The sequence below is a fragment of the Vibrio sp. 10N.222.47.A9 genome, assembly GCF_963872585.1.
Taxonomy (GTDB): Bacteria; Pseudomonadota; Gammaproteobacteria; order Enterobacterales; family Vibrionaceae; genus Vibrio; species Vibrio splendidus.
The window spans coordinates 20913-47351 of sequence record NZ_CAWNBB010000033.1; the positions used below are offsets into that span (position 1 = coordinate 20913).

Below are 26439 nucleotides of genomic sequence, written 5' to 3' on the forward strand. Positions count from 1 at the left end.
TGACGTTTTTTGTCTGTGTTCGCTTTTGGCTGTGTGAACAAGTGCTTAGCCTGTGAATAATCGAATGGTCACTGCTTAGAATCCGTGCCGGGCGATTTGGATTGAACTAGGGCCTTGATACGTGCTTCGAACGGGTTGGTGGTGCTTTTGGCTTTGTAGTCCGCTAGGGCTTGAGAGACGGGCGTGGGTTGTTTGTGAACCATGGGCTTGGCTGCCGGTTGAGTTTTAGCTTCCTTGGTCGATGTAGAAGCAGAAGCCCTTGCTGGTTTAGCCGTTCTTGTTTGCTTAGAGACTGGCGATGAGTCTCGCTTCGATTTGGCTTGGGCGCTTCTTCTTAGCCAGCCATTCACAAAGTGGCCAATGTGCTCAAAGGGTTTGCGCTTATCGGGGTTGATGTACAGCCACGCTTGCATGGCATGCAGTTCTTGCAGCACATCTAACTTGGGGTAGGTGCGTTCTAATATGGTGGTGAACTCATGATAAATCGGCGCACAGCCCTCTTTGGTGAGCAGCTGAATTACAGCTTCATTCTTTTGGCTTATTGGTTTGGTAGCGTTGGTTTTAGGTGTCGAGATCTCATGTTGTTCAGAACCGCTTGGAGGATCAAGTACATCGGTGTCATCTAAGATGCCGTTTTTCAAGCTCAACTCTGTTTTATGTTCTTTATGAAAGATTATGTGTGCCAGGTGATCACTCTCCGTGTTGGATCTTGAGTCACCCAGGGGAGTGTCTGAATGGTCTGTTTTCTGCGCCTGTTCTGTTTTCTTTTCTCGTTCTGTCTTCTGTGCATTTTCTGGCGAGGCTGGCGGTAAGTCTGTTTGTTCTACATTAGCGTTATCTGGGTCGGTTTGATCATTTAGGTCTAAATCTCTGTCTTCTTGATCTAGAGCTCTGGCTGCTTGGTCTAGATCGGCCTGCTGAATGTGGCTGTCGTTGGGTAGGCGCAGCTGATATATATTGCTGCGCTGGCGTCCTGAATCATCAAACCGCTTTATCCGCTTCACAAAGCCTTGTTTTTCCAATTCGTTAACGTGTCGTTTCACGGTTCTTACCGACACTTCGCAATATTGCGCCAAGTAATTTAGGGAAGGAAAACACACGCCGCGCGCGTCTGCATTGTCGGCCAATTTTAATAACACCAACTTGCTGATGGGCGACCCGGTTTTTAATGGGATGAAAGAAAGAATAAGAGAAACACACATGGTTAACGCTCCTTGTTAATTGGGCATTCATACAGAAATCCATTGATATAAAGGGCATTAACAACATTTTTTGGCGCTTTAGGGGCGAAAGCCCGATGAGATAAGTTGTAAGAAAAGATGTTTGGTTAATCGCCTCGGATAGATATGCAATATCAACCTTATTGATCAATGACTTTTCGAAGCACCTCTCACTTTTCTGTGTTCCGCCGTTTTCGCGCTATTACCGCCAACCCCAATTACAAGTCTTGAAGTACATTGCCCTCCCCATGCAGCAATAAGGTGCTTAATGAAGGCGATAGTTTCTCTTTTTATTTCAGCGTATCAACCCGGCATGGCGAGCATCGAGTGCCGTGCTAACTCCCTCATTCAGTCACGCCAGCCGTTATTTTTTAGTGATAGTGATGGGTCTGGCCAAGTACTGAGCTATGAAGCCGGCGGTTCTAAAGAAAGCCAAATGGAAGATTGTTATTTTAATGAGGATGAATGCGGTGACGCCCCCAGCTATGAGGATATTTGTTGGATGATCAGCCGAGCACGGCGCGCCCAACCATTAGGTTATTGCGTGATGTATTTACGCTATGTAAGCCACCACTCTGGTTATGCCAAAACCGTAGCAGCAAGCTTGCGAAAACACATCGCATTACACCCTAATTTAAAAGAATCGTTATCAACGTCTTTAATCGCCTATTTACAACAACACGAGGATTTATTTTGTCAAACACTCCACCAGCAACTGATCGAGTTCCACACCAGCCGTTAAAAGCGCCTGGCTTGCAAGCGACTGCTGATTCACAAGAACTGGTTGACTCGAAAGAGCAGGCTAGCAAGGTGGAGCTTATCCCTTCGTTAGAGCCTTGTTTACCTTCAGCATCCTATTCATTCAGCCTAGTTTCGGTTTTACTCCGCTTACCTCATTGCCCGCCATATTCCTTTATTACTGTGCATTGCAGCGCCACGCCGCCACAGCAAGATGTAGGCGTAGCCGAGATTCGCCGATGGCATAAAAAGAGAGGCTGGCGCGATGTCGGGTATCACTTTGTTATTCGTCGCAACGGGGATGTCGAACTCGGCAGGCCGCTGTCGCAAACAGGCGCGCATGTGAAAGGACACAACAAGGGCAATATTGGGGTTTGTTTGGTCGGTGGCTGTAATGCCGAGCTGCAACCAGAAGATAACTTCACACTTGCACAGCGTAAGGCGCTGTTTGGTTTGGTGGCAGCATTACAAGAGCAGTTCTTGATTTCAGATGAGAATGTTAAGGGGCATAAAGATTGGAGGGTGAATAAGGCGTGTCCGGTTATGGCTTTAAGAGCTTAAGAGCTTGAAGCAGATGCGGGATTCGAGTAAGCGGGATACGAAGAGCTAAAAGAGCGGATGCGAGTGACGGGTATCGAGATTCGAAAAGCTAGAGGAGCAGATGAGGGTAACGGGTATCGAGATTCGAAAAGCTAGAGGAGCAGATGAGGATGACGGGTAAACGAGTAGCGAAGAGACTAAAAGCGGATTCCAGATACTTCGTTCCTCAGTTCTGGAATGACGGAGTCGTGGGATTATTAACTTAATAAAAGTAGTCGTCATTCCCTACAGTGAGGGACGAACGTGATAGGGAATCTAATTCAACAGATAAATGACGGAGGAGAGGTCTCGCTAAGGTTGTCGAACCATAAGGTTATACAGTCAAAGGCTATACATGCGGTCAAAGCCAATCAATAAACCAAGGAGCAGTATGACATTGTTCGGAAGAATATTTGGGAGCCAGTCTTCGATTAGCAAGGGGTTAGATGTACTCACCAACACAGGAGATGCGATGTTTTTTACTGATGAAGAAAAAGCGAAGCACAAGCTGGCACTCCTTAAAGCGTATGAACCTTTTAAGTTAGTACAGCGCTACATTGTGTTGTTGTTCACCATTCCTTATGTGGCACTGCATGTAATGGTGATTTTAGGCTGTATGCACGGCTACGATTGGAAAGCGTTGGGGGAAATGACCAATGAAGCGTTTGGTTATCCGGTGTTAGCAGCAATTGGATTGTATTTAACGGGTGGAGTGGTGAAGAAGTAGAAGTGCAGATGCGAGTGGATAAATAATAGATACGGGTAACGAGTAAACGAGATGCGAAAAGCTAGAGGAGCAGATGAGGGTGACGGGTAAACGGGATGCGAAAGGCTTAAGAGCGGATGCGGGATACGGGTAAACGAGTAACGAAGAGATGAAGAGGTGAAGAGCAGATTCGAGTGGCGCTTTTCGTATCTCGCCACTCGAATTTCGTATCTGCCTTTCAGCTCTTCGTTTACCCGGTTACTCGCATCTCGTTACTGCTTTCTTTACTTCTTGTCGCTCGAATACGTGTAGTTGTAGTAACCATAGCCGTAAGAGCTTGAAGCTTTCTTCTCGATGGCGTTGAAGATAACGCCTTTCACTTCGATGCCTGATTGTTCGAAACGGTTACGAGCAACGTCGATCTCTTTAATGGTGTTTTGGCCGTAGCGCGCCACCATTAGTGTGGTGCCAGCGAAGGCGCCGACAATGCTTGGGTCGGTTACCGCAAGTACTGGCGGAGTATCGACAATCACCAAGTCATACTCTTTTGATGCCCATTCCATTAGCTCGGCAAAGCGTGGGTGCATCAGCAACTCAGATGGGTTAGGTGGCACTTGGCCGCGAGTAATAATATGTAGGTTTTCTACTGGTGTGGTTTTCACTGATTGAGCGAACTCTTGCTTACTGCTTAATACATCAGAAAGGCCGTTATCCCAGTTCACACCAAAGCTTTGTTGTAGGTAGCCTTTACGCATATCCGCATCAATCAACAATACTTTCTGGCCTGTTTTTGCGGCTACTGCAGCAAAGTTAGTCGAGATGAATGATTTACCAATGCCCGGCGCAGGGCCAGAGATCATTAACACATTGTTTTTCGCTTCTAGCATCGCAAAGTGCAAGCTGGTACGAAGGCCACGCAACGCTTCAACCGAAAGATCCGCAGGGTTCGATTCAGCAAGCAGAGCTTGGGTACCCTTGGTTTGCTGTTTCTTCGAGTTAAAGCGGTTGGTTAGCTCAATCTGTAAATCTGATTTTGGTACCGCTGCGTAAACCGGAAGGCCGATTTGTTCAATTTGGTCAGGGCTTTCAACACCGCGGTGGAACGCCGCTTTAACCAATACAAACGCGACACTTAACATGCCACCCAGTAGCGTCGCTAATACAACAATCAATGGCTTCTTCGGTTTAACGGCGCGAGCATACGCTTGTGCATCATCTAAGATACGAACGTTACCAACCGTACCGGCTTTGATAATGCTCAGTTCTTGCACCTTGTTTAACAGCTGAATGTAGATTTGTTGGTTCACTTCAACATCACGTGTCATACGCAGTACTTCACGCTGTGTTTTTGGCAGCTTTTGTACTTGCTTGTTTAGGCGTTCTTTCTCACCTAATAGTGTTTTGCGCTTATCAAGCAAGGCTTTGTATGCAGGGTGATCTTTAGTGAAGCGTTGGCTGATTTCACTCTCTTTAAACGTTAGTTCATTCAATTGAGCTTCAAGCTCTACCATTACCTTCAAGGTTGATTGTGCTTCTAAACCCAAATCGATCGATTCGTTCTTTTGGCGATAATTGTTCAGTACGTCTTCATAGCCGGTTAGCTCAGATTTAATACCCGGAAGGTGGCTCTCTAAGAACTCTAGGCTCTTCTCTGCTTCCGCTGAATTACGCTTCACGTTTTGTAAAAAGTAGATCTGGCTAATATGATTAAGAATTTCAGAAATTTGCTGTTTGTTTTCGCCTTCAAAGCTCAGCTTCAAAATGCCAGTTTGTTTGCCTTGTTCAGACAGAGACAAAGAAGCTTTCAACCATTCGATCGCTTCTAGTCGGTTACGTTGACTAATAGAGAATTCAAAATCGTTGTGTGATTCAAAACCTGCCACAAACAAGCTGTAGTCGTCGGCTGTTGCTAGCTCACCCACTTTGCCTTGCAAGATAACGCGCTCATCGCCACGAACCAATTGGTAAGTACCCTGTTCAGCATCGACGATCTGAATGGTGTGAGCATATTCGCTCGCATAGCTTGGCAAGGTAAAGCGGCTTACTGCGATGTGGTTGATGTCGCCAGTTAAGCGAGCAAACCCTTTACCCACGATGGGTGCATAGTTAGGAGATGTCACCGTCGTGAGGTTAAACTTATCCACCGTTTCGCCCAAGATCATACGAGACTTGATGATCTCCACTTCTGTCGTGGCAGAAGACTCCTGAGAGAACATGTCTCCCATATCGCCGACCATCGATGAAATGCCGCCAGAGCTCTTCTCTTCAATTTGGATCAGGGCATCCGCTTTGTATATCGGCGTTGAAAGCAATGCAAACGCAATACCAAACACAGCAAAAGCGAATGTGGTCAGCATGATTAGCCATTTAGCGTCCAGCAGAATGCCAAGCAGTTTTCCTAAATCTATCTCATCAGAGTTATCTGTATGCGATTGCTGAGAGGGTTGTGTTGTCATTTGTTTGCTACTTCCTAAATTATTGCTATTTAAGAGACGATATATACGCTCCGCGTACTTCTCTTTTATATGATTCTGTTGGTGGCTTAGCCAAGCCTATGTTTAGAGCATGACATTTAAAAAGCTGTCTATTTAAAACCTACTGCATTTAAATCTACTGTATTTTTAAACCTACAGTTTTTTTGTCCACGCTTGCGCCGCTTCGTCAATCAGCTTGTAAGCGTATTCAAACGCTTCACGACTTTGACGGTGCGGATCGGGGATGTCTTTTTGGCCAATCCACTGACCAAACAGCATGGTTTTACCACGAGCTTCTGGTGAGATTTGAGTGAGCGCTTCTAAATGGCCCTTCTCCATCACCAAGATCAAGTCATACTGAGCACAAAGTTGTGGCGTCACTTGCTGAGACTGATGGTTTTCAACATCTACCCCATTTTCAGCGGCAATTAAGATTGCAGTTTCATCTGCTGGCTTACCGATTAAACGACTTTTTTCGGCAGCAATACCCGCAGAGGCCACTTCTTTGTTGGGAAGCAATTTTTGTAAAACTCGCTCTCCAGTTGGGGAACGACAAATGTTGCCCACGCATACGACTAAAATTTTATTAAACATAACTGACTTCTAATTGTAATGGGCTTATCAAGCTGAACGTAGCTATAAGCTAAATGATTTAATAAACGAAACAAGCTTTTAAACTGAGTTTACCGACAAACTGTAATGTATTTATAAGCATAAAAAATCAGGTTACACGCTAAATGCAACCTGATGATTAATATTCAGTTATTACCAATTACGAACGCGCAACATACCTTCGGTTAGGTTGTTAAATCCATTGATGGTCGGAAGCAACTGTCCTATAACACGGTTCCAGCGGCTGATTGGTGCTGCCGTTACGTAAACAATGTCGTAAGGCCTTAAATCAAACTCGGTGCCAATCACTAAGGCTGATGCATCTTCGATATCCAGTTGGTAGATGTCCGCCATCCGTTCTGATTTATCATCCGAAGTACGAATCACAAACACACCCGTTGCATCGGCCGTGAGTTCGTTGATACCACCGACATTGCTGAGTGCTTCGGTTAGGCTCATTCCTACGCGATCAATCTTCAACAGTTTCGGCTCTTTAACTTCACCCATCACGAAGACTTTCTGATTGTCGTTACGAGGCACGTGAACAATATCACCCGCTTGCAGTAAGCGGTTTTGCGTTAGGTCACCACGTTGCATTAAACCGTAGAGAGAAAGGTTCTCTTCCACGCCATTGCGGGTTAATGAAACATTACGCCAATCCGCATCTTCAGACAAACCGCCAGAACGGTTCACGGCATCCAGTAAGGTTAAGGGGATGTTGGTGATTGGCTGCTGGCCAGGTTTTGAAACCTCACCCGTAATGTAAGTTTTCTTAGAGCGGAAGGCCGCTACGTTCACATCAACTTGAGGGCTTTCGATGTATTTAGCTAAGCGATTTGCAATATCAGCACGCACTTCGCGAACGGTTTTGCCAGCCACTTCGACGGTACCAATGTAAGGGTAAAAGATGGTGCCATCGGCATGAACCCAGTTACCCGCTTCTGTGCTACTACGGTAAGAGCCGGCAGGAATCGTCAGCTCTGGGTGATCCCAGATCGTAATATTTAAGATGTCACCGATACCCACTTGGTATTCATATTTGGCGATATCAATATCAAGCTCAGGGTTGGCTTGTGAAACCGACAAAACGTTAGTTTGATAACTCGATACTGACTGAGCCGTCAATGGGTAAAGATTAACCACATCAGAAATGTCAGATTCTTGCTGTTCTTCTGAAGGCTGAATCACATTCTTATTGTCGGTAGAAAGGTGAGTCCCTGGAGTAGTACACCCTGCCAGTAATGCAGGAAGGAGCGCTAAAAGGAGGCGATTTTTATTAATCTTCATGTTTACCAATTCATAGAAACGGAATGTGTCTGGCGCCTAAAAGGACATCCAAAGAATAGAGGTATTTTGATTTCATCAGTTACACAAGAGGGAGTTCGGGGGAAGTAGCAAGATATGACTCCCATTTAAATAAGTGGGGGAAATGCTACCGCCCTTTGATAATCCGCGACATCACACTGCGTAACTTATTTGATTTACTCACTTAGCTGGCCCAAAAAGACGCTTAAAATTGAACAGGGCTATCTAACTAACTGAGCAACTAAACGTCGCAAAAAATACCACTGCACACGGTTAGTTTAATTCGTGAACATTATCCACAATTTATGCTTATTATCAACCTAGTTGAATGGTTAAAGAGCAGATGCGGGTAGCGAGTAAACGAGTGACGAAGAGCTTAAGGGCTCAAGAGCAGATGAGAGTAGCGAGATACGAGTAAACGAAGAGCCAAGAGCAGGTCAAGAGCAGGTTAAACCGTAACGGGATGCTTTTAGCTCCTCCCCTTTATCACAGGTGCAGCTTGGCAGAAAACACCAAGATAAGGGGAGGCTGGGAGGGGTTGGTAGCACATAGTTTAACATCCCCCTCTAACTCCCCCTTTGATGAACATCACCGCTCACAAACGAACGGCGCTCAAGGGGGAGAACCAAAAGATAGGCTTTCGTAGGCTCAATTTCTCTCACCTACCTTGAAGCTCTTCAAGACCCGATCACCCGAATCTCGTTGCTGACCTTCCCCTGCTCTTCGCATCCCGATTACTCGTTTACCCGCATCTGCTTTTCATTCTACTTCACGCTACTTGGTCTTTGGAACCAAGGTGAGCGCGCATCGGTTTGCTCAAACAAGTTGTATTGCTTATTCAGCACTTGTCCGCCATCACGCGTGATCGGTAACCAGGTAAAGCCAGCGCGGCTTGAGCTTGGTTTCACTGTGACTAAATCAAACGGAATTGATACGTAGAAGCCTTTGGTGTAGCTGCCTTCACCGTACTCTTCAGTTGTCATGTCGGTTAAGCTGACAAACGCACCGGCAATCACGCCGCTCTTGAACTGCTTAGAGAAGTCGACACGAGTACCGATATCACCCGCAAGGAATTTACCGACGCCCACTTTCAGCAAGGTATCGCTCAAGAAATCCCATTGTGGGGTGTAGTAACCGGTAATGAAGCCAGTCGTGCCTTTGTCGATCACTTTGTACGTTCGACTGCTGTCGTCTGGGTTGACCTGGATCTCTTCATCAAACGTACCGAACCAGCTTTCAGGATCGCGCTGACTTATTGCTGTCATGTCTGCGCCAATGGCCCAGTTTTGGTTGAATGGACGATACAGAATTTCGCCACCTACGCCAGCAAACATGCTCTCTAGGTAACCACCGTAGGCTTGGGTGTAGACACCGCTGCCGTAGTCTTCAAACCAAGTCAGTTGTAAGCGATCTAAGCGAACTGTATCGTCAACATAAGAGCGGAACAAGGTGCGCACTCTTGGTGTTTGGTCGGTGCCGTCTGATGGGATTTCGTAATTAAACTTATCGTAGTTATCAATTAAGTTAACGTAAAGAGAACCCGACAGTTCGACATTGTTTAACGCCCAGAACGAAGCGTTGGTGTATAAGCCCAAACTGTATAAGTAGAAGTTTTCAGCTGAACCGAACGATTGAGCGAGGTTTGGTGAAACCGACACATCGAATCGCTCACGTCCATCATGATAAATAACGGATTTCTTACGCTCTAATTCGTGAGTATTTGTTGCATCACTGGTTTGAGCGTTAAGGTAGCTGTTGTTAGCAGCCGCTTTGAACGCTTGAGCATCTACCGTTGTCTCGGTGAGTTCTAATGACTTATCGTTTTCGATGATTTTGTAGGTATCGATGTAACTCGGCACCGCATTGGCAATCACGGTCGCACCGCGCTCAAGAGCGATGTCTCTGTCTCGGTATTTAACCTGAGTGCCCTTTACTACAATGCTGTTATCGTCGACCAAGATTTGCGCTTGTTCATAGCCTGCGACGGTTTCAAGTTCTTTAGCAAGGGCCGCCATATCAATATCGTCAACCGTATCGACACCACTTGGGCGCAATTCTGCTGTTTCGGTATCTCGCCACACCGAATACATTTCATTGAAGTTAGTCGAGAGGTCGAAACCAAGGGTTAGCGTATCACCTCGCTCGTAGCTGACTTTCGCTGAGCCCCAATCAGTGAAACGGTACACAGCGCCGACGTTCCATGGCGTGTGTTGTGTCATGTCGACACCACCACGTCCTACTGGGAAATCTTGAGAATAATCATTGCCATCGTATTCAAGCTTCAAGGTTAGCGGCTTATACGGGGTTTGATATTCAAAACCACCATAGATTGCTGCATCGCCTTTAAACCAACGCTCAAAATCAACACTGCCGCCATTGCCTTTAAAATCAGACGGGCGTTCACAATACTTGTCACTGGCTTTACACAATGGGTTGGTGAAGTTGCCACTGGTGCCCATGTATCCCCAAGCCATGCCCAAGGTAAAATCAACAGGGCCAAAGCGTTTAGTTGCCGCAACAAATTCGCCATCAAACAGACCGGTACCACCGAAGTCACGCACGCCTACCGACACTTCCGGTAAGTAGTACCCTTCTTCGATTAAACGCAGTTTAAAATCGATGCCTTTGTCCGTGTATTTAGTACAGCCACTGAATGAGTTTTGAGAACAATCTTGGTCCGCGCCTCCGCTATAAAGCAGATCTTGTACTTGAGTGTAACGAATGGTGGTTTCAAGCCAAGGCATCACCTGTAGGCTTACGTTATAGAAGTAATATTCATTATTAAACGAAGCACTAAAGTTAAACTCCCCTTCTGACGCCATTCGGCCTGTTGGCATTTGCATTAGGCCAACACCACCAAAGTTCATTTGCGACGTTCTGTATTCAGTGTCGTCGAATGATGATTTTTCTGCTCTGATCGAAGAGGAATCAATGGTTGTTTCTGCTCTCGTCGGCACGCTGTTAGTCATTAACAAAGCGCAGGTAACCGCTGTGCACACTGCCGATAGAGGGAATGATTTCTGTTTCAGCATTACAGGCCAACCTTATGACGTAGCAAATCGACGATATCTTGGTTCAACGTTGAGTATTCTGATGGCAAAGAGTAAAACGCCATAAATACGATGGCACCTGGTGCTAGGTAAACTGGCTGTTCGTTCCAGTAAGCGTATTGAATGGTTTGCACCACGCCATCTGGCTGAACAACATACGCCACGCTTTTATCTGCGGATTCACCAATAAAGCCGTTCGGCAATGCATCGAGATAATCATTCAACGTTCCATGCTCAATCAGATTCATTGTTACCGACTCTTTCATTGCCCCCATCAACTGAATTGACGTTGGTCGTTGTGGCAAGTACAGAGAAAAGGCTTGAGTTTGACTGGCTGACGGCTTGTTAGTATGAGAACTTGAAACAAGCAGTGGATTCTTATCTGATTGCGAGATAACCGCATTACGGTCTAATTCAATAAACACTCGATTGAGATATTGGAAAGAAGCTAATTGTTGCTTTACTAATTTTGCTTCTGGCTCTTCTACTGAGAAAGCGTCAAGTTGGTTAAATACATTGCGCTTTTTGGCTTCGATAGTTTTGTTAGCTTCAGTCGCTTTATTAGATTCAGTATTGGTTTTATCAAACAGTTGAGCTGAAAGGGGGAAGTAACCAATACTGCCGCTAGCATTTTCGTTAGAGCTAGCATTCGCATTAAAGCTAGCGTTCGCGTCGTCTAACACCTGAAGCAATCTAACGCTAGCTTTATACTCAAGCGTCACACCTTGAAGAGGAAGCTCAATTGTTGTCTTAACCGACGAAGAGCGTTCAGGCGTAACAAAATCAGAAGCCGCAGAAGCGGAGCTCAAAGCAAACAAAGCGCTCATCATTAACAGAGCTCTCACTACTGGCAACCGACGTCCCGTCATTTTTGATGCGTGACTCATATAATTCATCATTTTAGTTCATTACCCTGTTCGTTAATTGCTTTGATAATGCTTAAGGACGGTTAACTCAAGCCTTGTCATATCAGGGCCTAAATACTGTATGGTTTTGACCACTTTGCCTTTACTGTCGACCCAATATTCGTTGGTGATGTCTTGATCTAACATTGGGAAGTTAATTTTTTCTTGGAACTTCTTGGTATCGATAGACGCTAACGGTGTTTCAACCGTTTCATTTCCCGCATACGTTCGGGTAATGTTCGCTTTATAGCCGAATCGATAGTTAGGTTGCCAGTCGTACACCGCTTGCCACTTTTGGGCACCTGGGTTCGCTGACACATCAAACGCAGAAGAAGAGTCTGGCGACGAGCTGTTTGCAGACGAGAACGTATTTAACGGTTGGAATGCCAAACCAGAAAGGTTTTCGTAAGGAAGCAATAGCGTTTGTACGATACGTCCATTTTCAGTGACGATCATCGCTTTATCAGAAGACATCCACTTTAACTGCTCTGCGCCCGTGTGAGGGTTTTCACCGACGTACGCCAAGACCATAAAGATTTTACCTTGGTCATTCACTTCCGCATAAATACTGGAATAAGGTAAAGTTTGAATGTATTCCTTTGATAGCTCAACATCAGAGCTTCCAAAAAAGGCTTCATCAAAAGTAGAGTTAACGTCTTGAAACTGCTGAGAACAACCAGCAAGAAAAAGACCAAGAGATATGATTAGAGGTTTAAGCATGACGAGTTCTGCTTCCTAGCAATCTGATTGCTGATGTCCAATATGAAAATCTGATATAAAAAAACCACTTTATGCTTTCACATAAAATGGTTTTAAACATACCCTAACAAAAATTAGTTAGTTGTAGTTGTAGTCGTTGCACCGCTTTCGTTAGAAGCAACGGCTACTGCTGCCGCTGCTGCTACTGCTGCTGTCGCAACTGCAACTGTTGTTGCTGTGCCCGCTGCTGCTGCAGATGCACCAGCGCCTGCTGCTGTACCTGTGCTCGCGCCAGTACCAGTGCCAGCTGCTGCTGTCGTTTCTGCTGCAAATGCAGCACCTGAGAAGCTAACTGCTAATGCAGCTGCTAGAGCCATCTTTTTCATAATGATTTCCATTAATATAAACGTTTATATGTAGAGGGTAAGTTTTACACCCTCAATCAGTTGCTCAGCTTAAACAACTGATTGATCATGATAGATAATAACCACAATCAAGTAAATGGATAAATCATAAGCAATACCTTATAAAGCATCATTTAGGAAATAGCGTCACATAAAAACAAGTGCAAAGCAGAAGCCAATGCCAAGGTAAGCACATAAACAGATAGTTAAGCTTAGAAGATAAAAACAAAGCTAACTAAACGCGGTTACCACAGACTTTGCTTGTTTGCACCACATGAACCTGAATATGCATCGGAAAAGTAAACACTAAGCTCAACATCGTTGGAAACAACAGCAATACATGATGAATCTATCGATGTTAGAAGCTGCATTAAAAACATGCCTTATTCGGTTGAAACTTAAGTATATTATGAGGTTGTTTTGCTACCAATAAGCAGGATTTCCATATAGGCCTCCTTTGAGGCAACCTATCCTCTTTGCACCTGAGCTGCATTCCAAACCAAATCACCAATCCCGTCTGTAGGCTTAAACCCAGTTGGTGCATCAAGCAAAAGCTGGCGAATCGAATTATGCTCTAAGTTATGGCAAGCAAAATCTAAAGATTCAAGCAACGTGTTGTATTCGTTAATTGGTAAAAACACCTCTTGTGCTGTCATAATTCTTTCATGGGCTGTTCGCTCTACATTATCGCCGATCAATAACTCCTCGTAGAGTTTTTCTCCTGGACGTAAACCCGAAAACTGAATCTCAATATCACCATGTGAGTTATTTTCATCCTTTATAGATAAACCAGAGAGCTTAATAAGATTTTCAGCAAGATCGATAATTTTCACCGATTCCCCCATATCAAGCACAAACACATCTCCACCTTTGCCCATTGCTCCGGCTTGAATCACCAGCTGAGCCGCTTCTGGAATCGTCATAAAGAAACGCGTAATATCAGGGTGAGTCACAGTTAGTGGGCCTCCCGCTTTGATTTGCTTCTTAAAAAGAGGAATAACAGAACCGGAAGAACCGAGCACATTACCAAAACGAACCATACAAAAACGAGTACCATTCTCTTTTTGATTTTCTTGCTCGGCTAAAGCCTGTAGGCCTAACTCAGCCATACGCTTCGTCGTGCCCATAACATTGGTAGGACGTACAGCTTTGTCTGTAGAGATAAGTACAAAAGACTCAACCCCAGCTTCAATGGCAGCTTGCGCTGTATAGTAAGTGCCAAACACATTATTACGAACTCCTTCAACCACATTATACTCAACCAGTGGAACATGTTTATACGCAGCAGCGTGATAGACAGTTTGTACACCAAAGGATTGCATTGAAGTTAGTAAGCGATGTGGACGCTGAACCGAACCTAGTAACGGTATAATTTCTACTTCTAGACCTTCTGAGTCTTTAAATAACGAAAGCTCATGATTGATTTGATACAAACCAAATTCAGAAAGCTCAAATAATACCAACACCTTAGGTTGTTGCTTCAAGATTTGACGACAAAGCTCTGACCCGATAGAACCTCCTGCGCCCGTCACCAAGACAACTTTACCTTTGATGTTAGCTTCCATTAAAACTTGCTGAGGCGCTACCGCATCACGGCCCAATAAATCTTCGATCGGTACATCGGAGAGTTCATCAATCTTCGCTCTCCCCGATACAATATCCACCATATCAGGAACAGTTTGAATCTCGACAGGAAGCGGGGCTAATAAGTCTAAAATCTTCTTACGACGAGCTCGTGATGCACTAGGTATCGCAAGCAATATTTTGGAGACATCATATTTATCAATCAAGTACTCAGCTTTATCTAGATTAACAACCGACAACCCCAAGATGAAGGTATTCGTTAGCGTTTTATCTTCATCAATAAAAGCTCGAACTCTATAATCTTCAGAAGCACGAAGCGCCACTGCGAGCTGTCGCCCACCGCCTCCCGCGCCGTAAATCAATACTTCTTGTCGTAAACCTTTTGACGGCGATGTTGTCGCCACCAAGTTTCTCACTGCTAAACGAGAGCCACCACATAACAAAGTTAAATAAGATCCATAAATAATTGGTACGGTGCGAGGAATAGGTTCCTGTAAGTAATATGCAAACACAGCCAACGCTACGGCCGACAATATCGCACCGGTCATAACAACAAATAACGCTTGAAAGGTAAGGTATCGAAGCACAGCACGATACAAACCAATTTTAGTAAAAATAAGCACGGTCGCGATGACAGTTAAACCTGCAAGTAAGACGGTATCACCTTCACTGAGAAACTTAACATGTCCTAACCTCGTCCATAGAGCAACATGGAGAGAAAATAAAATCAGTAAAATATCAATCGTGATGCTAATAATGCGCTTATGCATGCGGGACAATTGCCATATAAAATTTAGACGTTGCATAAAATTATTCTTAATAGTTATTTAATAAGCAATTGGAAAGAAATAGGATTACAAATAAGAACAAGGAAATATCCTTTTTATATTAAGAGCTGGAAGCTAGCCAAAATATCAAGCTAGATCATCAACAATAAGAAGTTTAATTTACTTTCACAATAAGTACTCTGAAAACTAATTTTCCTCTATTGAACTTTCCAGGCGTGCCGCCAACCCTTGCTTCTCATAAACTCCTACCAAACAGGAAACTAATTAGAAATTCAACTAACCATTAGAGCCATTAGAGCCATTAAGGAGCTTCGATACGATAGCTTTAACTTGCCCTGTCAACTCTATCTTACTTTTTAACAGTTCAAGTTCGCTTTTTTTCTTCGCGTCACAGACGACTTGGTCAATCTTAAGAATCTCTACTCTTAAGCTAGATGGATCCATATTCACATCTTTAAACGCGCGAGACAGTATGACTCTTGTAGAACCCAACCTGACATGTTCATTTAGGATATTATCAGCCTTCAACATCCCCGTCCCAACTCGAGATACTCCTCCTATTCCAAATTCAATGCCTTTCGCTTTAAATTTATCAGTAAGGTATTCAAGCAGAGAACCCGACATCAACTCAAACATAAAAGTTAAGCCAAGAGCAAGATGCAAATCATTAAGACCAATATGAATTTCATCGATACCATCGACTTCTAAAATTTCATCGATTCTAGCTAAAGCTTCTGAAGTCTCAAGTAATAATGATATTTTTGCAGCGCCATTAACCAAACGAATAAAAGTTTCCACTTCTCCTTTCGTTTTGAACATCGGGAGCATAATAATATCAGCTCCAGCATCAATGACAGCCGAGATTTCTTCATCGCTATGAGCATGTATTGGGTTGATGCGAACCAACAGGTCCGCATTCTCAATCACCTTACGAGCTTCGATCACGTCAGCAATCGTGTGATCGCTAATTACAGTATCTAATCCGCCTTGCCTGTCAATTTTTCCATTGATCTCCAAATCCAGAAAGATACGGTCTATGCCAACTTCGTCGTACATTTTTATTTTGTCGACATCATTGTCCAGTATCATTTTTATCATTATAAGCCTCAATATACAGGTGTTAGCCAAGCACTATTTTTGTCTTTTTTGCCCGTGATAATATCAAAATATGCTTTTTCGATACGTTTCGTAATCTCACCTTCATCACCATTTCCGACATTAAGTCGGTCAACACTCAAGACTGGAAGGATCTCTACTGCTGAACCACACATAAATACTTCATCAGCAATATATAATTCGGTTCTATCAATCTCTCGCTCAACAACAGATAAGCCAAGTTCGTCCCTTGCAATCTGAATAAGAGTTGTTCTAGTGATACTTTCCAAAATAGATGAAGTCACTGGAGGCGTAATTAGCTCACCATCACGAACCATAAACACACAAGAACCAGGACCTTCAGATACCTTTCCGTCAGCAGTTAAAAATAAAGTAGAATCATAACCATTTCGAACTGCTTCCATTTGCCCCAGTCGACTATTCATGTAATTAGCACCTAATTTAATTTTAGGAGGAAGGCATTTGTCACTAATTCTTTCCCAAGAGCTTACACATACATGAATGCCTTTTGATTCAGCTTCAAGCTGGCGTCCTTTGGCAATCGGCGCAATAAACATCCCAGTCGGCCCTGTTGATGCCCAATTCCCAAAACCATCCACAAATATCGTCTGTCTAACTGCAATATCTTCTTTGTATTCGTTAGCTCTAACAATTTCAAGAACACTGTCTTGCAAATATTCGAGCGTATAGTCGCAATCAAATCGCATCATCTTAACTGACTTAAGCAAACGCTCTGCATGTTCTTGCAGTCTGAAGATATAAAGCTGACCCTGCTCTTCATTCCAGTACCCGCGAAGTCCTTCGAATACATTAAGACCAAACTGGCTCGTTGGAGATAGAACATGAATTTTAGCATCTTCTAAAGGAACGATCTCACCGGATAACCAAATCATTCTTTTTTGTTCGTTCATTTATATTAACTCTCAAATGTTGTAAAAATATCTTCAACCGTTTCCTTTCTTTTCACAATCTCAAATGATTGCTCAGCCATTTCAAGCACTGGAAAGTTTGGTAAAATGAAAGGCGGTTTAAATACAATTGAATATGAGCCGACATTACTCAAAACAACGTAATCATCCTTGGAAAGAGGGCCATTATACCCTTTATAAAGGTAATCACTTTCAATACACGTGAACCCTGAGATATCTATATCACTGAAGTACTCACCTTGTTCTTTAGAGAAAACTTCTATCGGCATATTTACTGATGAAGACAATAGTCCAATATTAAATTTACTACCAGAACTCATCGCTATAAATTTGCCTCTAACAGATTTTATATCGATGATTTTAGAGACAAATTTCACAGTATCGCCGACAATAGCACTACCAGGTTCCAGTATTAATGTTGGCTGTTCACTTTCAGGCAAATCACCATAGCGTTTTGCAAATTGAGAAGCTATATTTTCAGCATATTCATCATATTCATGATAACTAGAGAACTGGCCTTTAAGTGCATCTGGCATTTTACCAAAATATCCACCGCCCACATCAATATACTTAGGCGGAGTCTTAAACAATTTATCAGATAATGCGATAATTTTTTCAGCTCGCACTTTATATGACGGTGCATTTCGGTCAGGAAAATGACAATGTATACCGACAACTTCAAGGTTGGCAATTTCATTTATAAGCTTAAACTGCTCAAAAAAGGTACTATCTTCAACATCAATGCCAAATCTTGATACGACGTCATTGCCTATATCGAAGTTACACCTAATACCGACTTTAAGCTGCTTATCTGGGTTATCTTGAGCCAGTTCTTTTACTAGTTCAATTTCAGTGTAGGAGTCCAAGTTTACTATACTCCCCCCGAAAATTGCTTCCTTCAAAAACTTCACAGGCTTATAAGGGCCGTTAACAACTATATTTTCCGCTCTAACAGATAACTTCAGTGCAAGTGCATATTCCATATCAGAAACCACTTCGGCATAGCCACCTTTGCGATCTACGATCTTACACAGTTTGGGAGTATAATTTGTTTTATAAGAATAACCGATATTCGTTTTGGAATAATACTTCTTAAATGCAAGTAAAAACTCATCATAGTTATCTTCAAACTTTGACGAATCAAGAAGGTAAAAACTATCACCATGCAGTGAATCTAGTTCATTTAATAATTCATAATTCATTTTGGCCTACTTTTTATTCATTCTTTTTTTATCAGCTTCGATATTATCGGACAATTCATGGCTACCTTCATTCTTTAAGACTTTGACAATAGTCAAAAGTATAATTTTAATATCAAAAAGAAGGCCATAAGATCTATATTTTTCAATATACTCTAGGTTAAGTTTTGTTTTCTCGTCCCAGTTGAGTTCATTTCTACCACTCACTTGCGCTAAACCAGTAACACCAGGCTTAACAGAGAAGCTTTTCTTAAGGTCAGCATCCCAACCTTCATAATCACCCAATTCATAAGTAACAGGTGGTCGAGGTCCAACAAAACTCATGTCACCTCTTAATATATTTATAAATTGAGGAATCTCATCTAAACTTGAGTTTCTAAGGAAGTTTCCTGTTTTCGTCACCCGAGGGTCATTAGCGGTATTAAAGATCCCTCCTTCCATATTCTCAGCATTTACTACCATAGTCCTGAATTTAATGATGCTAAATACTTTACCATTAATGCCAATTCTTTTTTGAAAAAAGAATATTGGACCTGAAGAGTCAATTTTTATAGCTATCGCAATAACTAATAAAATGGGCAAAACTAAGGTTAATCCGATAAGTGAGAAAAATATATCAAAAAATCTTTTCATAATATTAAGTTCTATTCTTGTATTGTATTAGATAAGTAGTTTGCCATTTCTTCATAGACTGTGTCCGCAGAATAGTTTTCAACAAACGACCTTCTTGCTTGTTTCCCAAGCTTCTCTAGCTTAGCAGGGTTTGCCACCAAATCTTCTAGTTTTGATTGAAAATCCCTAGAGTCACTCGCTTTGTAGGTAAAACCAACTTCATGATGCTCCAATAAATCTTTTGTTTCTGTTTCCAAAGAAGACAATATTGGAAGGCCTGCAGCAAGATACTCAAAGACTTTGTTAGGCAAGCCTTGAGGCGCACCTTTTCTATACGCCATTAAACCAATAGAAGCGACCGTAGATAGATAAGCGATACCTTTTCTATCAACCCACCCTGTAAATATAACATTATCAAGGTCTGATGCCATTTTTTTCCAGAGCTCTCCCTGCTCACCTTCACCAGTAAACACGAACTGAACATGAGGATTATCAATTGCACGAGCAGCTTCTATGATAGGAGATAAATCATAAGTTCTTCCAAAAGTCCCCACAAACCAGACAATTACCTTTTCAGAATCAACCCCTAGCTTTTCAAAATGCTCGATTACTTCAGGTAAGCCATCTGATTCGTCATCAGATATCTTGTAGGCTAAAGGAAAAACAGAGTCCCTGCTATCAATGGTTCTCTTGGAGAAGCTTTCCGTCCAAGTTAAATACTTCTTCGAAACGGCGGTAATAGCAGTACAATTTTCAAAAATGTAATTGGTTTTTTTGTAATAATTTTTAAGGGCAAGTTTACCAAAAGGGCGAGCAAAACTTGGGATAGCATCCAAGAATATATCTGGCCATAAGTCTCTTACATCAACCACAACCGGAACAGACATTTCCATACCATATTTGGTTGCCTCATAGGCTAATTCAATGGTTGGGTAACAACAAAGAATTAGATCTGGTTTACTTTCATTTTTCGCCAACTCGATAAACTGCTGCGCAACTTCCCCATGGTTGATGATTCTAGATAGGGATACATTCTTTTTATACGGTCTATTAGAATGAAGGAACTTCATTGATAGATTGGCTTTGACATCAAGATGCTTATTATTATCAAACAAATACGATTTTGATTGATGATCAAATGTCGTTGTCCACCATGTAACTGAATGCCCAAGTGTGGACAATACTTCCGACAATATACCTATACGGTGAGGCCTCTCTCCATAGAGAGCCAAAGGTTCACCAGTCATAACTAACCAAATATTCATTAATTCTCGCCGTTCTTCTTTTTAAATATGAAAAACAAAATACTCATCAAGAGTGCTAGTTCTCCTAAAAACAACACTAAAGCTGGGGATAGTGCGTTAGTAGAAGTCATAATAGCAAACAACAATATAAAAACTATTACTTGCATAAATGTAGAGGCTCTGAAAACTTTAAGCATTGAGTTAGGTAGAATATAAAAATAAAGAATAACCGCAGAGCTCACTGATGTGAATGCAGCCAATATATAGTAATAATATTCACCTATATCTCTAAATCTTTCGAAAAAGTAAAATGCCACCTCAAAACGAAAAACCAAATAAATAGTTAAACCTAAAACAAAGTTAAATGACAACATCGAAACAATGCCGATAAGCATTTTCGATTGAAAGAATGCTTTATCACCACAGAATTTTAAATACGCTATTTGTATTATCGGCTGTACAATCGTTGTATACATGGATTTTAATCGCTCACCAAGTACATAAATAGCTGATGCAGAGTTCCCATAAGCAACCGCTATCACCATTGGAAGGAGGCTGTATATGGAGTAGGCAAGCGTCTTAGAAAGAAAGACTTCTTTGAGATACCCCAGCGAAGCCTTAATTTCAACATGACTTGGTAAAGCAACGGATCGTATTGTGTTATTGATTCGATATATTATTATCAGAGAGATCAATCCATTAAATAGTGCGACACCAGCTAAGTTTATATAAGACGTTGCAATCCATAGGTATGCAGCACCACCTAACCGGGTCAATGTCAATAATATAACCTCTGGTAACTTAATTGACTTAAAAGTCGCCCATGATGGCAATATCATTACGGGTAAAAAGTAACATAGGTAGCAAACAACCCATATGGCACTTAACGGATCATTAGAGAGAATCCCCCAAAGGTAATAGCCTATTATTGTAGTAAAAATGTAAATAATGACACTAATACCAATAAAAGCACCGGCCAATTTTGCCGTATCTCCCTTATAATCATTATTACTTAATGCTTTGGGGGCAACATACGAAATTCCACCTTCTGCAACAGCATAAGCAAGTACGCTTAAGCCTACTGCTGTCGAGAATAAAACAAACTGTTCAGGACTAAGGTTATTAGTAAAAACCAAAAAAATGATAAAGTTTATCGCCGATACGAAAATCTGACAATAAACTGCATATGCCGATCTCACCTGTAATACCTAGACAAAATATATTCAATGCTATCCGCGTGGAATTTTCTTCTTTTGTCTACTCCAACAAGACTAATCGATGCATGGCGCTCATCGTAAACCGCCAATGAAGGTTCATAAACTATAGTTTTATCTCGTGCTACTGCCTCTTCAGCGATGAATATCTCTTCACCAAATAAGAAACATTCAAATTCGGGTAGGTCTTTAAAGAAACCAATATCAGTAAATACAAATACAGCACCGTGCGGTGCATAGATTTCTGTACCAGCTTCGAAAGTGTCAGCTTCTCGTTTTAATCGCTTGAAGATCCACTCTTTTACTTTCGATAAAACATCATGTGTTGTAAATAAAAGACTATTACTATAGATTTTCTCTAAGAATTTAAGCTTAGAAAGACTCAACCGACTCATGTATTTAGGGTTTTGATCTACATCACCACCAATCGTAATAATAGCAGGAGCGATCATCGCGTGTTTTTTATTTTTCTTTTTATATAAAGAATCAAAGAAGCTTATATCGAAATACAAATCGCAATTGCAATATATAACTATATCAACATATTCTCTTGCTGAAACTAAATCCTGACATAATTTTAACCCTCCAAAGTAACCAGAATTAAAACCCAAAGTGTGTATTTTAAAATCAATATCATGTTGTGTTAGACTATCATTTAGATTTTTTAGCTCTCCACTATTTTTTCCAGAGTTATCCAAAATATTGAGTTCTAATTCGACATCGTTAATTTGATTTTTCGATTCAATCATCGAAGATACAAATCTATCGATTAAGTGATCATTATGGTAATTTACTGTAAATATTAATACTTTCATTTACTTCCATTCCTAACCAAGCATAAAAACACATAAGATGTGCACATAAAAATTGACAGTAACACTGAATTATATACAGCAATTGTCACAGTTAATGAAATCATAGCGCAAAATAACAACACCAATCTTATGCTTTCGGAAACAGCATAATTACCATTTTTGGTAAAGAACACATAAAACATAGAAATAATGCTATTGATTAAAAATAGTCCTAAGACTGAAAAGTCCTGAATTAAATAACGAAATGCTGTATAAATATTTGAAGCATTACCATATACATAGTAGCTCTCAGAATAGACACCTGAACTTCTAAATACCCCAGTTAAAGAAGGAAAGAAACTGAGAGGACCAATTAAAGTATACTTACCTAGAGTCAAGGGAACTTCGTTATACTCATTTACTAGCCAGTAACCTAACCCATAATAAGATGATAACAGGTAGTGGCAAATCATATTTAATAGTGAAAGGATAGATTCTGACTTACCACTTCTAAACATCAAAGTAGAAATAGCAAGCATTCCAACCAAAACGAGGTACTTAGAATTACGTATCAAAAACCTGAATACATCTTTCAAGCTATTAGAATAAAAAACACCACAGAAGAAAAAAACAAAGGCAAGAAATGAAGGCCATTTCTCAGTAGTTAAGACGGTATAAAGTACTATTGGCAAGAAAAGTAAAACAGTTTTAATACCATTATTTTTTTCCTGATTAAGGCCAACAATAAACAACAAAAAAAGGGAAATGGCTAGTATAAATGGATTGCCACTATTAGTTGTTGAGCTTCCTTCATAACGTATTGTCGTCGATTTATAAGATATTGCTTTAATTCCATCAATAGAAAAAATATCACTTAAGCTTCCGCCTGCATTATTAGCAATGACATATAAATTAGTTAACCCTGCAGCCAACCCCAATATAACAATGAAGTATGGTATTTTAGGGAAGCTAAACTTTATATTTGTTTCAATGTATTTTGTATACTTATAGCTAACCAAAAAAGGAAAAGAAACAAAAAAAACACATACAAAGCTCAGGTATGAATAGAATGACGGCACATATAATATAGCTGCAATTGAGTAAGCCATAAAAATCAAAAATATTAATAACACTTATTGCTTCCCATTATTACAGTTCCATTCAAAGATATACTTCCCAGGTTTTATGCTATCAAGCTTCAAGTCTTTATCGACTAGATTAATGCTTTTACCATCTGCCAATAACTGTGCATCATCACAGACTGGAAAACTGAAATCAATTTCCGCCGTCATCCCCCCGTCAAACTCTAAGCTATAAGAAATTGAATTATCAATCGTTATTTTATTAAGTTTAATATCACCATTGATAGTTGGTGTAATTGACTCATAGTTATCAATCCCCTCATCCTTAGGGGAAACTGTAAATTTTTTAAAACCTGGAGCAAGCGGTTTAATACCGACTAAATACCGACTAATAATGTTTAAAGGAGCAGTCCCCCAAGCATGATTAAGGTCCATATCAGGTTTGACAACAAAGTTCCATGACTCTGTTGTCATAGTGCTTTTTAGTATATCCATCATACCTAACCAACTTCTATTCCCAGAAGACGTTATAATCGCTAAGGCTTCATTGTGTTTTCCATTTTCATAAAGAGCTTCAAGAAAGTACTGATAAAGATAAACGCTACCAGACCGATCACTTAAAATACTCTCTAACACATCAGCAACATATTTTTCTGGTACGAGCCCAAACCTAAGGGCAAAAACATTTGATTGCTGTGACGAATGTTCCGACCAAGGTGCATCTTTTATAAGTCCACTTTTCTCATCAATGAATAATCGATGGTAAGATTTTTTTACAAGTTTAGCTCGTTCGCTAAAAAATTGAGCATCTTCATCGTAACCTAGTTCATTGGCCAAATAAGCCATTTTATTCAGCGTCGAAAAATGAAAGGCATTTACGACAGAATTAACTTCAGGTAACAGTCTAGAATTATCAACATATCCTTCAAGGTCTAATCGGTAAGCTATCGCTGCATTAGGAAGTGGAAACATTTCAACAATCGCTAAACGAAGTTTTTTAAATACTAGCTTAGTATAATACAACGCTAAATTACCTCGATCATCAATCGTGGCAAAATTGTCTCGCTCTGATATTGGCCAATCAACAATATCTGTGATTTTTTGCCCCTGATAGCCTATAGATTCAAGTAATTCTGGAGTTTGATTAGAAGATGAAATCAGGTAATCAGAGTTGGCTAAATCAACAAGAGTTCTAGCCTTTAATCGCTGATAATGCTTGGCAAGGTATTCAAGATCTCCTGTATAAAGATAGTCAGTATACGCGATAAAAACAGAATGCATGATCCATTCCGTTGGCCATGTACCTTTATTCAATAAGTGATCTTGCGTTCTTCTCGTCAAGGTCGGATCTGAATCAATCGCATAGACACCTAACTGATTAATATAAGCATCAGCCTCATAAGGCAGAATTTCACGATAGCCATCGATATGCATTCCTGCAAAACTCGTTGCTAGTATTGTGTGCCTAGTTAGGTCATAAACGCGATTCAAGTCATTACTACTTGACTTAAATTTACCTTTTTCACCATGAAAATCATAGGTTAATGCAACTTGATAAACATCATTCTCAATACCTTTATAACACCCATTCAGCACCTCGACATATCTAAATGGCATAACGCCCTTTAGATCAAAAGGAAGTTCGTAACCGCCAGGTATTATTCTTCGTGGAATGTCAGCATAATTATCTTCACCTACATTAATTGGCACGTCAATTGTTGTACGGTAGTATGCAATATTCTCTTTTTTGTTTTTTATTGAATTATATATATGTATACCATCGTGCAATTCACCTATTTTTATATCTAGGCGCTTTCCATAATTTTGATTATTAGCTGTGATACCTACACTGCCAAACCACGTGTTTTCAAACGAAAGTAAGCACTTCCCAGAGCTTATATACTCTACTTTCACAGGTTTGTATTTCGTTAATGTCATCCCTTCTAGTATTTTTTCCTGTGGAGGAAACTGCGCTAATTCAGCTCTGGTACTAGGGTCAAGTGTAAGTTCACTATCTTTTTTAATAACCTGCCTTACTTCTGCAACAAAGAAAATTAAGACAGCAATTACTGTAATAATTGCTATTGTTACCAATAATATCGGAAGTCTACCTTTCTTGGAGAAATCAAACATTTTCATTACTTTCCCCCCCCCTAAATAAAGATAATGACAATCCTAAAAGCAGTCCTAAAAGAGTATTTACAAAAATCAAGAGCCAACCATAAGATTTATTATCCTGTTCAAGGAAATTCACTATTGTTGAGAATTTATGTTTTACTGGTAGAAACGTTAGTTTATTTAGATAAGCTAATTTCCTGTTCTCTTTTTCGTAAGAGTAGTTTTCAGATATGCTTGAGTCACTTTTCATAGAATTTTGAAAACTATCATTTCTTGATTTAATCTCACTTACGAAAGATTGCTTAACGCCATCGATTATCTTAACTAACTCAATACCAACTTTACTATCAATGAATGATATATACTCATTCAATATTTTAACGGTGTCATTTTTAATCGGAAAATCATACTCGAGGTAATAGACTTCAGCATTAAGACGGTCAATACGCAGAGCATTCATGCTATTTATGAATTCTGAACTTGACTGTTTCCCTAGGACCCCGCTAGAGTGCTCGTTATAAAACTCTAGCTTTATTTTTTCTTTATTGAATTCATTAATAAAAAGTTCGAATGCATAATTATCTCGATTCATATTATCTAATGCACAAAGACGAGAAATATTACTTGTATATCCACTTTCGATTAGTTTATCAATACTACCATTTTCAGCAAGAGTATTTAGTTCATCGCTTGATAGGTGTCTAAATAACTCACCATTAAAGAATAACTTGTATATATCACATTGACTTCGAATCTTATACGCACCTCGGGAGTCGAGCCTTTTAAACTCTTTTAAAAAATCACCTACTAACTTTTTAGTATCGGGATTTTTTTTGCTATCACTAAAATCATTATAAACAGAGTTTTTAAATTCCAAAACATCATGTTTAAACCTATAATAATCATCTTCAGGAGATACATCAGATTTAGTGACTGTATACTTTGCCTCCCAAGATTGCTCTTGATTGGAAACATAAAGAAGTGAGCAAAAAAAAGAAACTGATGTGAATAATATAATCCACCATCTGCCTTTAAGAAGTAATTTTAAAATCATATTTTAATTCATC

The 26439-nt window shown here is 40.7% G+C and carries 22 protein-coding genes; 3 read left to right on the plus strand and 19 right to left on the minus strand.

Annotated elements, in window-relative coordinates:
- Positions 1 to 68 precede the first annotated feature (68 nt).
- Positions 69 to 1202 carry a helix-turn-helix domain-containing protein gene (locus AACT19_RS09570; protein WP_076646080.1) on the minus strand — a complete coding sequence of 378 codons (1134 nt, stop codon included), beginning with the start codon at positions 1200 to 1202 and terminating at the stop codon, positions 69 to 71.
- Positions 1203 to 1488: 286 nt separating this feature from the next.
- Here AACT19_RS09570 and AACT19_RS09575 point away from each other — a divergent pair, with 286 nt between their 5' ends.
- The 3 genes from AACT19_RS09575 to AACT19_RS09585 all read left to right on the plus strand — a co-directional run bounded on the left by AACT19_RS09575 (position 1489) and on the right by AACT19_RS09585 (position 3264).
- Entirely contained in the window at positions 1489 to 1962 is a 474-nt protein-coding gene (locus tag AACT19_RS09575) for a hypothetical protein (RefSeq protein WP_076646081.1), read from the plus strand.
- Entirely contained in the window at positions 1914 to 2519 is a 606-nt protein-coding gene (locus tag AACT19_RS09580) for an N-acetylmuramoyl-L-alanine amidase (protein ID WP_165689843.1), read from the plus strand. Before AACT19_RS09575 ends, AACT19_RS09580 begins: the two co-directional genes overlap by 49 nt.
- A 409-nt stretch (positions 2520 to 2928) precedes the next feature.
- Entirely contained in the window at positions 2929 to 3264 is a 336-nt protein-coding gene (locus AACT19_RS09585; RefSeq protein ID WP_076646083.1) for a hypothetical protein, read from the plus strand.
- Positions 3265 to 3527: 263 nt separating this feature from the next.
- Here the strand turns inward: AACT19_RS09585 and AACT19_RS09590 are convergent, their stop codons facing one another.
- The 18 genes from AACT19_RS09590 to AACT19_RS09675 form a co-directional block, all read right to left on the minus strand.
- Positions 3528 to 5699, minus strand: coding sequence for a polysaccharide biosynthesis tyrosine autokinase (locus AACT19_RS09590; RefSeq protein WP_076646084.1), 2172 nt, complete (start codon positions 5697 to 5699; stop codon positions 3528 to 3530).
- Positions 5700 to 5870: 171 nt separating this feature from the next.
- Positions 5871 to 6311, minus strand: coding sequence for a low molecular weight protein-tyrosine-phosphatase (locus tag AACT19_RS09595; protein WP_076646085.1), 441 nt, complete (start codon positions 6309 to 6311; stop codon positions 5871 to 5873).
- A gap of 171 nt (positions 6312 to 6482) precedes the next feature.
- Positions 6483 to 7616 (minus strand): polysaccharide export protein, encoded by a 1134-nt coding sequence (locus AACT19_RS09600; protein WP_076646086.1) that lies wholly within the window; start codon positions 7614 to 7616, stop codon positions 6483 to 6485.
- Positions 7617 to 8398: 782 nt separating this feature from the next.
- On the minus strand, positions 8399 to 10666 hold the full coding sequence (locus AACT19_RS09605; protein ID WP_076646087.1) for a YjbH domain-containing protein: 2268 nt from the start codon (positions 10664 to 10666) through the stop codon (positions 8399 to 8401).
- The gene (locus AACT19_RS09610; protein WP_076646088.1) at positions 10666 to 11583 is read right to left on the minus strand and encodes a capsule biosynthesis GfcC family protein; all 918 of its coding nucleotides are present in this window, start codon (positions 11581 to 11583) and stop codon (positions 10666 to 10668) included. The genes AACT19_RS09605 and AACT19_RS09610 overlap by 1 nt, the downstream gene beginning before the upstream one ends.
- 21 nt (positions 11584 to 11604) lie before the next feature.
- Positions 11605 to 12309 carry a YjbF family lipoprotein gene (locus AACT19_RS09615; protein WP_076646089.1) on the minus strand — a complete coding sequence of 235 codons (705 nt, stop codon included), beginning with the start codon at positions 12307 to 12309 and terminating at the stop codon, positions 11605 to 11607.
- 113 nt (positions 12310 to 12422) lie between these two features.
- The gene (locus tag AACT19_RS09620; RefSeq protein WP_065606481.1) at positions 12423 to 12674 is read right to left on the minus strand and encodes a hypothetical protein; all 252 of its coding nucleotides are present in this window, start codon (positions 12672 to 12674) and stop codon (positions 12423 to 12425) included.
- 485 nt (positions 12675 to 13159) lie between these two features.
- A complete protein-coding gene (locus AACT19_RS09625; protein ID WP_065606483.1) occupies positions 13160 to 15082 on the minus strand; it encodes a polysaccharide biosynthesis protein in 1923 nt (640 codons plus the stop codon).
- 258 nt (positions 15083 to 15340) lie between these two features.
- Positions 15341 to 16162, minus strand: a complete 822-nt coding sequence (locus tag AACT19_RS09630; RefSeq protein WP_004733259.1) for an aldolase/citrate lyase family protein — start codon at positions 16160 to 16162, stop codon at positions 15341 to 15343.
- Between the two features lie 8 nt (positions 16163 to 16170).
- Positions 16171 to 17091 carry a branched-chain amino acid transaminase gene (locus tag AACT19_RS09635; RefSeq protein WP_004733257.1) on the minus strand — a complete coding sequence of 307 codons (921 nt, stop codon included), beginning with the start codon at positions 17089 to 17091 and terminating at the stop codon, positions 16171 to 16173.
- 5 nt (positions 17092 to 17096) lie between these two features.
- Complete coding sequence (locus AACT19_RS09640; RefSeq protein ID WP_017093649.1) at positions 17097 to 18311, minus strand: decarboxylase; 1215 nt, start codon at positions 18309 to 18311, stop codon at positions 17097 to 17099.
- A gap of 6 nt (positions 18312 to 18317) precedes the next feature.
- Positions 18318 to 18941, minus strand: a complete 624-nt coding sequence (locus AACT19_RS09645) for a sugar transferase (protein WP_004733254.1) — start codon at positions 18939 to 18941, stop codon at positions 18318 to 18320.
- Positions 18942 to 18952: 11 nt separating this feature from the next.
- Positions 18953 to 20185, minus strand: coding sequence for a glycosyltransferase family 4 protein (locus AACT19_RS09650; protein ID WP_076646090.1), 1233 nt, complete (start codon positions 20183 to 20185; stop codon positions 18953 to 18955).
- Positions 20185 to 21363, minus strand: coding sequence for a hypothetical protein (locus AACT19_RS09655; RefSeq protein WP_004733250.1), 1179 nt, complete (start codon positions 21361 to 21363; stop codon positions 20185 to 20187). Before AACT19_RS09655 ends, AACT19_RS09650 begins: the two co-directional genes overlap by 1 nt.
- Positions 21360 to 22193: a rhamnosyl transferase gene (locus tag AACT19_RS09660; RefSeq protein WP_076646091.1), complete on the minus strand. Its 834-nt coding sequence runs from the start codon at positions 22191 to 22193 to the stop codon at positions 21360 to 21362. Before AACT19_RS09660 ends, AACT19_RS09655 begins: the two co-directional genes overlap by 4 nt.
- Complete coding sequence (locus tag AACT19_RS09665) at positions 22190 to 23305, minus strand: O-antigen polymerase (RefSeq protein ID WP_076646092.1); 1116 nt, start codon at positions 23303 to 23305, stop codon at positions 22190 to 22192. The genes AACT19_RS09660 and AACT19_RS09665 overlap by 4 nt, the downstream gene beginning before the upstream one ends.
- Positions 23306 to 25393: an alpha-L-rhamnosidase-related protein gene (locus AACT19_RS09670; protein ID WP_242658939.1), complete on the minus strand. Its 2088-nt coding sequence runs from the start codon at positions 25391 to 25393 to the stop codon at positions 23306 to 23308.
- Positions 25380 to 26426, minus strand: coding sequence for a hypothetical protein (locus AACT19_RS09675; protein ID WP_076646093.1), 1047 nt, complete (start codon positions 26424 to 26426; stop codon positions 25380 to 25382). Before AACT19_RS09675 ends, AACT19_RS09670 begins: the two co-directional genes overlap by 14 nt.
- Between the last annotated feature and the right edge of the window lie 13 nt (positions 26427 to 26439).